The following is a 12,712-nucleotide window of genomic DNA, read 5'->3' as shown; positions in this document are numbered from 1 at the left end:
CCGAAGATGACCTCTCCTGAATCCGCTGCTTCCTCCGTCGTGTCGGGCGCGCCCGTCGTCACCGCCATGCGCGTCGTGCCCGTGGCCGGCCACGACAGCATGCTGATGAACCTCAGCGGCGCGCACGGCCCGTTCTTCACGCGCAACCTGCTGATCCTCACCGACAGCGCCGGCCACACCGGCGTGGGCGAGGTGCCGGGCGGCGAGAAGATCCGCCAGACGCTTGAAGACGCGCGCGACCTCATCGTGGGCCAGCCCATCGGCAACCACAACGCCGTGCTCAACCGCATGCGCAGCGCCTTTGCCGCGCGCGACAGCGGCGGGCGCGGCCTGCAGACCTTCGACCTGCGCGTGACCATCCACGCCGTGACGGCCGCCGAAGCCGCGCTGCTCGACCTGCTGGGCCAGCACCTGGGCGTGCCCGTGGCCGCGCTGCTCGGCGAAGGCCAGCAGCGCGATGCGGTGCAGATGCTCGGCTACCTGTTCTACGTGGGCGACCGCACCAAGACCGACCTGCCGTACGAGACCGACCCCGGCGCCGACAACGACTGGTTCCGCCTGCGCCACGAAGAAGCCATGACCCCCGAGGCCATCGTGCGCCTGGCCGAGGCCACGCATGCGCGCTACGGTTTCATCGACTTCAAGCTCAAGGGCGGCGTGCTGCGCGGCGAGGAAGAGGTCGAAGCCATCCGCGCGCTGCACGCGCGCTTTCCGCAGGCGCGCGTCACGCTCGACCCCAACGGCGGCTGGCTGCTGGCCGACGCCATCCGCCTGTGCCGCGACCTGCACGGCGTGATGGCCTATGCCGAAGACCCGTGCGGCGCCGAAGGCGTGTTCTCGGGCCGCGAGGTGATGGCCGAGTTCCGCCGCGCCACCGGCCTGCCCACCGCCACCAACATGGTCGCCACCGACTGGCGCGAGATGGTGCACAGCCTGTCGCTGCAGTCGGTCGACATTCCGCTGGCCGACCCGCATTTCTGGACCATGCAGGGCTCGGTGCGCGTGGCGCAGCTGTGCCAGGCCTGGGGCCTGACCTGGGGCTCGCATTCGAACAACCACTTCGACGTATCGCTCGCGATGTTCACGCACGTGGCCGCGGCGGCACCCGGCAAGGTCACGGCCATCGACACGCACTGGATCTGGCAGGACGGCCAGCGCCTCACGAAGGCGCCGCTGCAGATCGAGGGCGGCCTCGTGCAGGTGCCCACGCGCGGCGGCCTGGGCATCGAGCTCGACATGGCCGAGGTCGAGAAGGCGCACCAGCTGTACCTGAAGCATGGTCTCGGCGCGCGCAACGATGCGCAGGCAATGCAGTTCCTCATTCCGAACTGGACCTTCGACAACAAGCGCCCCTGCATGGTCCGCTGAGCGCCCGGTGCCTTCGTGCGCTGACGGCTGAAACATCCCAGGAGACCGAATGAACAAGCACATGGATCGCCGTCGCCTGCTGCAAGCGGCTGCCGGCTCGGCACTCGGCGCCGTGGCCGCCGCCGCGGGCGCCCAGTCGTTTCCCTACAAGCCGCAGCAGCGGTATCCCGACCCGTCAGTGCTGATCCTCGACCCTAGCTTTGCGAAGTACCGCATCTACAGCAGCACGCTCGAGCAGGTCGGCACCGGCATGCGCTGGGCCGAGGGCCCGGTGTACCTGCCGCGCGAGGGCTACCTCGTGTGCAGCGACATCCCGAACAACAGGCTGATGCGCTACGAGGAGAAGACCGGCGAATTCAAGGTCCACAAGGCGAACGCCGGCTACTGCAACGGCAACACGCGCGACCGGCAGGGCCGCCTCATCAGCTGCGAGCACTCGGTGACGCGGCGCGTGGTGCGCACCGAGGCCGATGGGCGCATGACCGTGCTGGCCGACCGCTACCAGGGCAAGCGGCTGAATTCGCCGAACGACGTGGTTGTGAAGTCGGACGACACCGTGTGGTTCACCGACCCGCTCTTCGGCATCTCGGGCACGTGGGAAGGCGAGAAGGCCGCGTCCGAGCAGGCGACGACCAACGTGTACCGCCTCACGCCCGACGGCCAGCTCTCGGCGGTGATCACCGACCTCGTGAACCCGAACGGCCTGGCCTTCTCGCCGGACGAGAAGAAGCTCTACGTCGTCGAATGGAAGGGAACGCCCAACCGCAGCCTCTGGAGCTACGACGTGGCGGCCGACGGCAGCGTGTCGAACAAGCTGAAGCTCATCGACGGCACGGGCGCCGCGGCGCTCGATGGCTTTCGCGTCGACCGCGACGGCAATCTCTGGATGGGCTGGGGCTGGAACGGCGCCGTCGCTCCCGAACCCGTCGATGCTGGCAACGGCATGAAGGTCTATCAGCCGCAGGCGAAATCCGAAGACCTCGATGGCGTCAAAATCTTCAATGCGCAAGGCAAGCCCATCGGTTTCATCCGCCTGCCCGAACGTTGTGCCAACCTGACGTTCGGCGGCCCCAAGAACAACCGCCTCTACATGGCGGCCAGCCATTCGCTGTACGCCCTCTACGTGGAGTCCGAAGGCGCCACCTAGCCTTGGGACTTTTCCAACCTCCTCACCGCAACACGCACACAAGGACATCGACGATGACTGAATTCAACAACCTCATCAACGGCGAATGGCTGGCCGGCCACAGCTACAGCCCCAACATCAACCCCAGCAACCTGGCCGACGTGCTGGGCCAGTACACGCAGGGCGACAAGGGCCAGGTCGACGCCGCCGTGGCCGCCGCCACGGCCGCTTTCCCCGCCTGGGCGACGGGCAGCATCCAGGCGCGCTCCGATGCGCTCGACAAGATCGGCACGGAGATCCTGGCGCGCAAGGAAGAGCTCGGCACGCTGCTGGCGCGCGAAGAAGGCAAGACCAAGGCCGAAGGCATCGGCGAGGCCACGCGCGCGGGGCAGATCTTCAAGTTCTTTGCGGGTGAGTGCCTGCGCCTGTCGGGCGAGGTGCTGCCTTCGGTGCGGCCGAACATCGGCGTGGAGATCACGCGCGAGCCGGTGGGTGTGGTCGGGCTCATCACGCCGTGGAACTTTCCCATCGCGATTCCCGCCTGGAAGATCGCGCCCGCATTGGCTTTCGGCAACTGCGTGGTGCTCAAGCCCGCCGACCTCGTGCCGGGCTGCGCCTGGGCGCTGGCCGAGATCATCAGCCGCTCGGGCATTCCGGCCGGCGTGTTCAACCTGGTGATGGGGCGCGGCAGTGTGATCGGCGATGCGCTGGTGAACCACCCCGGCATCCATGCGATCAGCTTCACGGGCTCGGTGGGCGTGGGCCGCAACATCGCGATCCAGTGCGTCACCAACCACAAGAAGGTGCAGCTCGAAATGGGCGGCAAGAACCCGCAGGTGGTGCTCGACGACGCCGACCTCGCGCAGGCTGTGGAGCTGAGCGTGCAGAGCGCGTTCTACTCGACCGGCCAGCGCTGCACGGCGTCGAGTCGCCTCATCGTGACCGAGGGCATCTACCCGAAGTTCATCGAGGCGATGAAGGCGCGCATGGCGAAGATCAAGGTCGGCGATGCGCTCGCGCAGGGCACCGACGTGGGGCCGGTCTCGTCGAAGTCGCAGCTCGACCAGGACATGGAATACGTCGCCATCGGCAAGGGCGAGGGCGCCACGCTGGCGGCCGGCGGTGAGCTGCTGAAGCTGGAGACGGACGGCTACTACATGTCGCCGGCGCTGTTCAGCGAGTCCGCGGCGAACATGCGCATCAACCGCGAGGAGGTGTTCGGGCCGGTGGCGAGCGTGATCCGCGTGAAGAACTACGAAGAGGCGCTGGCGACGGCGAACGACACCGAGTTCGGTTTGTCGGCCGGCATCGCGACGACCTCGCTGAAGTACGCGACGCACTTCAAGCGCCACAGCCAGGCGGGGATGGTGATGGTGAACCTGCCGACGGCGGGGGTGGACTATCACGTGCCCTTCGGTGGTCGCAAGGGCTCGAGCTACGGGCCGCGTGAGCAGGGCAAGTACGCGCAGGAGTTCTTCACGACGGTGAAGACGGCTTACACGTTGGCCTGACGCTTCTTCTTGTCTCGTTGAAAGCCCCCTGTTTGGGGGCTTTTTTATGTCCGCTTGGTTCGGGGCGCGTGCGCAGGCCACCGGGTACTTCCCTCCGCGAATGTCCCCCGGCCTGCGGCCTCCTCCTTGATTTCGCTGCGGGAAGCACCCAGTGTCCTGCGCACGGGAAGCGGCGGTGGTGCGCAGCCCATCAACGACCGCACTGAACACGCTCACGTCGATGCGGTGCCTTGCGCAGCGAAATCAAGGAGGAGGCCGAAGGCCGGGGGACATTCGCGGAGCAAGGTACCGCGTCGGCGTGAGCGTCGCCCTGAACAGCTCAGGCCAATGGTGCCCTGCGGCTGCGGCGCATCAGAAACTCGATCAGTTCGAAGATGCCTTCGCTGATCAACGCCATGGCCGCAGCCGGCAACGCTCCGGCCATCAACAGCTCGCGATCGTTGAGCGCGAGTCCTGTCACGATGCGCTCACCGAAACCACCCGCGCCGATGAAAGCCGCGATGGTGGCCGTGCCGATGGCAATGGCTGTCGCGGTGCGAACGCCCGCCAGCAGCGTGGGCAACGCGAGAGGCAGCAGCACCAGCTGAAGGCTCTGCGGCGGCGTCATGCCCAGTGCAGTGCCGGCCAGTCGAAGTCCATTCGGCACTTCGGCCAGCCCGGTCACGGTGTTGCGCATGATCGGCAGCAGCGAATACAGCGTGAGCGCGATCAGCGCGGGCAGGGCGCCGATGGCGCCAAGCAAAGAGATCAGCACCGCGAGCAGCGCCAGCGACGGCACGGTCTGCATCACGCTCGCGAAGCCCAGCACCACGGCACGCAGCCGCAGGTGCGGAAACACGAGGATCGCGAGCGGCACGCCGATGAGGATGGCCACGCCGACGGACACCGCCACCAGCAGCAGATGCTGGCGCGCCAGCGGCCAGAGGTCGGGGCCGAAGAGCTTGGCCGTGAAGCCGCGCGCGGCGCTCGGCGGCGTCTTGCCGTCCTTGGTGGCGCCCGCGAGGAAGTCGCGCGCGATGGTGTCGAAGCGCACGCCCTGCAGCTCGGCGCGCGCGTTCATCGCGATCATCGCGTGCTCGTCGATCCTGCCTTCGAGCGCCTGCAATGCGGCCCAGGCCTTCGGCAGCCGCGCGGGCAGGTCGAGCTTGTAGAGCACCACCGCGTCGTAGCGCGGAAAGTACTGCTTGTCGTCCACCAGCACGCGCAGGCCGAGGTGATCGATCTTGGCGTCGGTGGTGTAGATGTCGATGGCGTCGATCTGCTTGGCCGTCATCGCCTCGTAGGCCAGACCGTGGTCGAGCCCGGTCGGCGTCTGAGTGAAACCGTAGCGCGCGGCCAGGCCCTTCCAGCCGTCGGCGCGGCCGATGAATTCGTTCGACAACCCGATGCGCAGTTCGGGGTGTTTGGCCAGGTCGCTCAGCGTGCGCAGCCCGAGCTTGTCGGCGTCGGCGGCGCGCACGGCCAGCGCGTAGCCGTCGTTGAAGCCCAGCGGAATCGCCACGCCCAGCCCGAGCGGTGCGAGCGCCGCATTCATGGCCTCGCGCGTGTCGGCGGGCGAACCCTTGAGGATCTCGAGTGCGATGGTGCCGGTGTATTCGGCGTACAGGTCGATGGCGCCGGAGCGCAGCGCTTCGTAGACGATGGCCGTGTTGCCCAGCCCCTGCCGCACGACGGGCGGCGAGGCGGTGTGCGGCGCGGCGGTCTGCGCCAGCACCTCGGCCAGGATGTACGACTCGGTGAAGCGCTTGGAGCCGACGCGCAGCGTCTCGTCGGCGGCCTGCGCGCGGGGCGCGGCGGCGGCCAGCCAGAGCATCGCGAAAAGCCACAGGGCGGGGTGCCAGAAGCTGCGAGGCAGGTGCATCCGGGTCAGTGTATCGGCATCGCCGCGCCAGCCGTACCCGTCCGTCTCCTACACGCCGTGGTGCGCGAAGCCGATGCGCTCGGGTCGTGCGGCGGCCCATAGTGGCCGTCATGAAAAAAACCAGGCACGCGCCCCCCGGTCCCGACATCCACGGCCTGCGTGAGCTGCCCGGCCTGCGCGTGGACGGCTACAGCCTGCAGCTGCGCGACAAGGACGGCTTCGTCGGCGACCAGGCCAGCCAGACGGCGTTTCGCGAACTGCTCGAGCGCTGGCGCAAGCGGCGCCGCAAGACCGGCCGCGACCCGCTGGGCACGGCCCATTCGCGCGACCTGAGCAAGAAGCAGCTCGACCGCGCGCTGCAGGGAAAGACCGCCACGGCCGCCGGCGACGTGATGCACGGCGCCATCGAAGAGTTCGCGGAAGAGCTGGCCTTCGTGGTCCAGCGCTTCGTGCGCCAGCCCTCGTGGCGCAAGGTGCAGCGCATCGTGGTCGGCGGCGGCTTTCCCGAGAGCGACGTGGGCGAGCGCGCGATCCTGGAGGCGGGCGCGATGCTCGAAGACCTGGGCGTGCACGTTCAGCTGGGCCGGCTGTCGCACAACGTGGACGACGGCGGGTTGATCGGCTGGGCGCACCTGACGCCGCCGCCCCTGCTGAAGGGGCACGACGCCATCCTGGCCGTGGACATCGGCGGTACCAACGTGCGCTGCGGCATCGTGAAGACGCGCCACCGCAAGGCGCCCGACTTCTCGCGCGCGAAAGTGGTCAAGCGAGAAAAGTGGCGCCACGCCGACGACGGCCCGAACCGCAGCCACATGGTCGAGCGCATCGCCGACATGCTCGAGGACATGGTGATCTACGCCGAGCGCCGCAAGATCCGGCTCGCGCCCTTCATCGGCATCGGCTGCCCGGGGTTGATCCGCTCCGACGGCTCGATTGCGCGTGGGGCGCAGAACCTGCCGGGCGATTGGGAGAGCCGCGCCTTCCACCTGCCGGCCGCACTGTGGCGGCGCCTGCCGATCATCGGCTCGGGCGCGACGCTGGTGCTCATGCACAACGACGCGGTGGTGCAGGGCCTGAGCGAGCTGCCCTTCATGCGCGACGTGCGCCACTGGGGCGTGCTGACCATCGGCACCGGGCTGGGCAATGCCAGCTTCACCAACCGGCGTTGAGCGCTACCTCTTACAGGTCTTCGGGCCGCAACTCCGCGCCGACGCGCGCAGTGGCTGAGGTGGTGGCGAGGTTGCCCGCCGCATCGGTGGCGCGCAACTCGATGTTCGCCAGGCCGGCGCGCGCGGGCGTCCAGCTGCAGGCGTAGGGCGCGGCGCGCAGCGCGCAGACGGTCTTGCCGTCGACGATGAAGGCCAGCTCGGCCACGCCGACATCGTCGGTCGCGCTGGCCGACAGCCGCACCGGCAGACCGGCGGCCGACGAGGCCATGGGCGGCACGTTCAGCGTGACGGTCGGTGCCGTGGTGTCGGCGGGCGCACGCACGATCACCTGCGCCGACGCGACCTCGGCATTGCCCGCCGCGTCGATGGCGATCACGCGGACGACCTGCACGCCCGGCGCGGTCGGCGTCCAGTGGCAGGTGTAGGGCGGGGCGGTGAAGGTGCAGATCGGCAGGCTGTCGGTGCCGATCACCTTCACGCCGAAGACGCCGACGTTGTCGACCGCCACGGGCGCGAGCGCCACGGGCTGGCCCACGGTCGCCATCGCGGGCGCGGCCAGGGACACGGCCGGCTTCTGGCTGTCGGGCGCGCCCAGCGGCAGGTCGATGGTGAAGGCGGCTTGCCCCTGCACCGCCTTCTGCTCGAAGGCGTCGAAGATGGTGAACCAGGTGGCGCCCGGCGCGCGGCCCGGGGCCTGGGCCTTCACGAGCAGCGTGGTCTTGCCGACGGCGAAGCAGCTGAAGCCGCAGCGCCAGTCGAAGACGAAGCGGCCTTCGGCATTCGTCGTGCCCTGCGCGATCGGCTCCAGCGGCTTGCCGGCGCCCGGGTCGCGCCACACCGAGACGGGCGCGCCGGCCAGCGCGGCGCCGCTCTCGCGCTCGGTCACGCGCACCTGGGTGGCGGTGGTCGCGGCCATGAACTTCGAGCTGCCGAGCTTGGGCCAGTCGCGCCAGTCGGTGTTGATCTGCGCCTTGGTGCCTTCGGTGAAGCGGATCAGGCCGAGCGTGGCGACGCGGTTGGCGGCCGGGTCGTAGCGCTGCTCGAACACGGTGCCCAGCAGTGGGTCGAGGCGCCAGTGCTGGCGCGTCCACCAGTAGCGGTCGGTGTGCTTCACGAGGGCGAGGTCGCTGGCGGGCGCAGTCTCGGTGGTGTCGGCGATGGCGATGGCGTTGTAGTACTCGCCCGAGCCGGCGCCGAACACATGCTCCAGCTCGTGCAGCAGGGTCTTGAGCTGGCGACCGAGGTAGTCCTTCTCGGTGGACTCGGGTGCGGCCGGCGTGATGGCGCGCGACAGGCGCAGCGGGTCGTGGATGGCGGTCCAGTTCAGGTTCCAGGTCACACCGGTCGGCGGGAAGGTGGTGCTGGTGGTCAGGCCGCCGTGGCTGTAGCCGCGCTTCGAGGGGCCGACGCACAGCACGATCTCGCCGCCCGCCACGCCGCTGAAGCCGCAGGGCGGCGCCGCGCCGGGTGCAACGATCTGCAGGTCTTTCGCGGGGTCGAAGGTGAAGCTGCGCACGGTCTCGCGCTGGAACACGGTGTTGAGGTCGGCCACGTACTGCGCGAGCCGGCGGCCAGCCTCGGGCGCGCCGATGTCGGCCGCCAGTTGCGGGTCGATGAAGAAGCGCAGGCGGTGCACGCTCGGCGTGGCGCGGCCGACTTCGTTCAGGGCCGCCCAGGTCGGGGCGGCGGACAACGGCAGCAGCAGGGCCCAAACGACAGGCAAGGCTGCGCCCAGCCGGCGCGCGAGCGCCAGCAGCGAATCAATGAAAGGCATCGATTTTTCTCCCCGTGCTCAGGGGAATCCGGCAGTGATCGACAACAAAGGGGATCGCTTGGGGCCGCGCGAAGGTGTCGCCCGGCGCCCAGCGCTCAAACCCCGCGGCGACCGCCTTTGCCGGTCACGCTCCTGCATCGCATCGAGGTCGCCGAAGGCGATACGCCCTGACGGGCGCCGGTGCTTCTGAAGTGCGGGGGACTACTGGTTGCTCATTCAGTGCGGAGGGCGGGCGGCCCGCTCATTCCTCCCCACGATGTGGCAACAATCAGTGAACCTTTATCTTAATTTCTGGGCTCGTAGGAAGGGAACTGGCCTCGCTGTAGTGGTGCCTGTTATTTGGGCACTTTCTCACGACAACGGCGGTACGAATGGCGCTTCGGTGGGCCCCATGAGGCCAGGCCGGAGCGGGCTGCCCCGCGATGCAGGGGGCTCCGGAAGAACGGTCATCCACCGGAACCGGTGGCGATTCTAGTGTGAATTTTCAATTAGTTGCAATTGTGTTGCATTCGTGCATCTTGGGCGATGCACCGCCCGTCTACAGCTGGAAGGCGACGGTCAGCAGCAGCCCTTCGGCCACGTCGCGCAGCAGCCCCGGGCGCCGCGCGCGGTAGGGCTCGCCGGCCGAGGCGGTGGTCTCGATCCATTCGGCCAGCCATTCGATGTCGTCGTGGCCGTAGAACACCACCGCCGCCTCGTGGTTCAGCAGCAGGCTGCGCAGGTCGAGGTTGATCGAGCCGCACATCGCCAGTTCGTCGTCGACCACCACGGCCTTGGCGTGGGCCATGAAGGGCAGCATGCGAAAGCTCACGCCGGCGCGCGCGAGGTCGCGCATGGCGCGTGCGCGCACGAAGTCGGCCAGCCGGTGGTTCGACTGCGCGGGCATCGCGATGGTCACCTGCACGCCGCGCCGCGCGGCGAGGCGCAGCGCATCGCGCAGGCCGTCGCCGGGCACGAAGTAGGGCGTGATCGCAAGGATGCGGTGCTCGGCGCGAAAGCAGGCATCGATGAGCAGCGCGTGCGCCGTGTCCTCGGTCTGGTCGGGGCCGCTCGGCAGGAACTGGGCCATCGCGCAGCCGGGGCCCGCGGGCACGTCGGCGGCGGTGATGGCGCGTGCCTTGCGCCCGCGCACCGAGCTCCAGTCGTGGTCGAACTGGCGCGCCGCGGCGGCGGCCACGCTGCCCTGCAGGTCGAAGGACAGGTCGTGCCAGGCTTCGGGGTGCTTGTCGTTGCCGGAGAAGTACTCGCCCGCGAGGTTGCGCCCGCCCGACCACAACCAGCGGTCGTCGGCGATGGTGAGCTTGCGGTGGTTGCGCAGGTTGCGCGGCCCGATGCGGCGCAGGCTGAAGAAGGGGCGGAACACCGCCACCTCGCCGCCGGCCGCGCGCAGCCGGTCGAAGTGATGGCGCGGCAGCGAGAGTGCGCCGAAGCCGTCGAGCAGCACGCGCACCTTGACGCCCTCGCGCGCGCGTTGCGCGAGCCGCGCCAGCACGGCGTGGCCGAGCGCGTCGTCGCCGATGATGAAGGTGCACACGTCCAGGCGCTGGCGCGCGCCGTCGATCACCTCGAACAGCGCCTCGCGCGCGGCCTCGCCGTCGGCGTGCATGCGGATCGCGCAGCGCCCGGGCGGCGCCAGGCCGAAGCTCTCGATCAGGTCGGCCGCCCAGTGGCCCGGCGGCAGCGAACGCGGCGGCCGGGGCGCGCCGGCCGGGCGCAGCTTGCGCTGGCCGAACAGCAGGTACATCGGCAGGATCACGTACGGCATGAGCACCAGCCCCATGACCCACGCGATGGCGGTGGTGGGGGCGCGCTGCTCGCGGCGCGTGCGCGTGGTCAGCACATAGACCAGCAACGCGAAAGTGACGACAAGAAAATGCTGCGAAGGGGAGGGCAGCCAGTCGAAGAGGGTGTCCGGCATGGGCGGGTGATGCCTCGGTGCCCGCTCAGCGCTGCAGGAAGGCCGGCACGCCGCGCCCTTGCGAAGCCAGGAACCGCATCATCGGATCGACCACCGCGCGCACCGCGGGCCGCGCGCCCACGCGCTCGCGCCAGGCCACGAGGCGCGGCGTGGCCCCGGTCATGCCGGCGCCCTTGCGGTCGGCGAACACATGCGCCATGTAGAAGGCGATGTCGGCGAAGGAATAAGGGCCGGCCAGGTGTTCGCGCGTGGCGAGCAGGCCTTCCATCTCTTCGTAGAAGCGCGCGCAGGCGGCGCAGGCCGCGACTGCGGGGGCGCTCTGCATGGCGTCCTGCAAGCCGAAGAGCTTGATGACGTTCGGGAAGAACACCTCGTCCGACTTCTGCTCCAGCTGCCGCGCGCGGGCCCGGTCGGCGATGCCTTCGGGCCACAGCGCGGGCTGCGGGTAGCGGTCTTCGAGGTACTCGAAGATCTGCGTCGAGTCGAACAGCGCCACCTCGTCGTCGACCAGCACCGGCACCTGCTGCTTCACCGGGTTCACGCGCAGCACCTCGGGGTGCTTGGGCTCGTAGGCGTCGTCGGTGGTGAACGGCACCATGATGAGCTCGAAAGTGATGCCTTTTTCGTACGCGGCGATCTGCACCTTCGCGCCGAACATGCTGAGGGGGCCGGAGTAAATCTGCGTCGTCGTCATGCCCCCGACTTCAACAGAAAGCGCGCGTCAGGTCGAGCCCCAGACTTCCTGCGCCGTCTCGACCACGAGCCGCAGCTTGTTGCGCTGTGCTTCCACCGCGATGTTGTTGCCGTGCACCGTGCTGGAGAAGCCGCACTGCGGTGACAGCGCGAGCTGGTCGAGCGAGGCGTACTTGCTGGCATCTTCGATGCGGCGCTTGAGCTCGTCCTTGTCTTCCATCTCGCCGAACTTGGTGGTCACCAGGCCGAGCACCACGGTCTTGCCCTTGGGCAGGTAGCGCAGTGGCTTGAAGTCGCCCGAGCGGGCGTCGTCGTACTCCATGAAGTAGGCGTCCAGGTCCATCTCCTTGAGCAGCGCCTCGGCCACCGGCTCGTAGTTGCCGGCCGCGGCGTGCGTGCTCTTGAAGTTGCCGCGGCACAGGTGCATGGCCAGCAGCATGCCCGGCGGCTTCTGCGCCACCACCTTGTTGATGAAGGCCGCATAGCGGTGCGGCAGCTCGTTCGGATCGTCCCCGCGCTTGCGGGCGGCTTCGCGCATGTGCTCGTCGCACAGGTAGGCGAGGTTGGTGTCGTCCATCTGCACGTAGGTGCAGCCGGCCGCGGCCAGCGAGCGCAGCTCGTCGCCATAGGCCTTGGCCACGTCGTCGTAGAACACGGGGTCGAGCTCGGGGTACGCGTCCTTGCTGATGCCCGCGCGTCCGCCGCGGAAGTGCAGCATCGTCGGCGACGGGATCGTCACCTTCGGCGTGCGGCCGGCCGAGACCTGGCTTTTCAGGTACTGGAAGTCGGCGAGCTGGATGTCCTTCACGTGGCGCACCTTATCGATCACGCGCATCGCGGGCGGCGCCAGTTCCTCGGTGCCATCGGGGCGGCGGATGGTGACCGGGATGTCGGTCTTCACGCCGCCGAGCTGGTCGAGGAAGTCGATGTGGAAGTAGGTGCGGCGGAACTCGCCGTCGGTGATGCTCTTGAGGCCGATGTCTTCCTGGAAGCGGACGATCTCGGTGATGGCCTTGTCTTCGACCTCGCGCAGTTGCTCGGGCGTGATCTGGCCCTTGGCTTTCTGTTCGCGGGCTTCGAGCAGGTATTGCGGGCGCAGGAAGCTGCCCACGTGGTCGTAGCGGGCGGGCAGGGCGGCATGCTGGGACATGGAATGAACTCCGTCGTGACTGTGAACGAGCGGAATCCTAGCGCCTTCGTGAAAAGCCTGTTTGTATACGTAGACGTCAGTATTTACCCTCGAATAAGGGGTTCAACTCTGGAATTTCTCTCTGTTTTGTATACATTGTGTA

9 protein-coding genes are annotated in these 12,712 nt (G+C 68.6%); 4 read left to right on the top strand and 5 right to left on the bottom strand.

The features are described 5' to 3' along the window. The first annotated feature begins 6 nt into the window (after positions 1 to 6). From gudD to VHAB30_RS15560, 3 genes are read left to right on the top strand one after another with little or no spacing between them, the layout of a single operon-like run. A complete protein-coding gene (gene gudD, locus VHAB30_RS15570) occupies positions 7 to 1,368 on the top strand; it encodes a glucarate dehydratase (protein ID WP_159277596.1) in 1,362 nt (453 codons plus the stop codon). 49 nt (positions 1,369 to 1,417) lie between these two features. Next, positions 1,418 to 2,515 (top strand): SMP-30/gluconolactonase/LRE family protein, encoded by a 1,098-nt coding sequence (locus tag VHAB30_RS15565; RefSeq protein WP_159277595.1) that lies wholly within the window; start codon positions 1,418 to 1,420, stop codon positions 2,513 to 2,515. Positions 2,516 to 2,568: 53 nt separating this feature from the next. After that, complete coding sequence (locus tag VHAB30_RS15560) at positions 2,569 to 4,005, top strand: aldehyde dehydrogenase family protein (protein WP_159277594.1); 1,437 nt, start codon at positions 2,569 to 2,571, stop codon at positions 4,003 to 4,005. 319 nt (positions 4,006 to 4,324) lie between these two features. Here VHAB30_RS15560 and VHAB30_RS15555 read toward each other — a convergent pair whose 3' ends face one another. Next, positions 4,325 to 5,866 carry a glycine betaine ABC transporter substrate-binding protein gene (locus VHAB30_RS15555; protein ID WP_159277593.1) on the bottom strand — a complete coding sequence of 514 codons (1,542 nt, stop codon included), beginning with the start codon at positions 5,864 to 5,866 and terminating at the stop codon, positions 4,325 to 4,327. Positions 5,867 to 5,976: 110 nt separating this feature from the next. Here VHAB30_RS15555 and VHAB30_RS15550 point away from each other — a divergent pair, with 110 nt between their 5' ends. Continuing rightward, entirely contained in the window at positions 5,977 to 7,035 is a 1,059-nt protein-coding gene (locus tag VHAB30_RS15550) for an ROK family protein (RefSeq protein ID WP_159277592.1), read from the top strand. A 10-nt stretch (positions 7,036 to 7,045) separates the two neighbouring features. Here the strand turns inward: VHAB30_RS15550 and VHAB30_RS15545 are convergent, their stop codons facing one another. The 4 genes from VHAB30_RS15545 to VHAB30_RS15530 form a co-directional block, all read right to left on the bottom strand. Beyond that, positions 7,046 to 8,809 (bottom strand): Ig-like domain-containing protein, encoded by a 1,764-nt coding sequence (locus VHAB30_RS15545; protein ID WP_159277591.1) that lies wholly within the window; start codon positions 8,807 to 8,809, stop codon positions 7,046 to 7,048. A 538-nt stretch (positions 8,810 to 9,347) separates the two neighbouring features. Beyond that, positions 9,348 to 10,727 carry a phospholipase D-like domain-containing protein gene (locus VHAB30_RS15540; RefSeq protein WP_095744593.1) on the bottom strand — a complete coding sequence of 460 codons (1,380 nt, stop codon included), beginning with the start codon at positions 10,725 to 10,727 and terminating at the stop codon, positions 9,348 to 9,350. A 25-nt stretch (positions 10,728 to 10,752) separates the two neighbouring features. After that, a complete protein-coding gene (locus tag VHAB30_RS15535) occupies positions 10,753 to 11,421 on the bottom strand; it encodes a glutathione S-transferase family protein (RefSeq protein ID WP_159277590.1) in 669 nt (222 codons plus the stop codon). Between the two features lie 27 nt (positions 11,422 to 11,448). Next, complete coding sequence (locus VHAB30_RS15530) at positions 11,449 to 12,570, bottom strand: 5-methyltetrahydropteroyltriglutamate--homocysteine S-methyltransferase (protein WP_062470629.1); 1,122 nt, start codon at positions 12,568 to 12,570, stop codon at positions 11,449 to 11,451. Positions 12,571 to 12,712 lie beyond the last annotated feature (142 nt).

This window comes from Variovorax boronicumulans (genome assembly GCF_009811375.1).
GTDB lineage: Bacteria > Pseudomonadota > Gammaproteobacteria > Burkholderiales > Burkholderiaceae_C > Variovorax > Variovorax boronicumulans.
The sequence above is the reverse complement of the archived record's forward strand: the minus strand, read 5'-3'. Positions and strand labels throughout refer to the sequence as shown.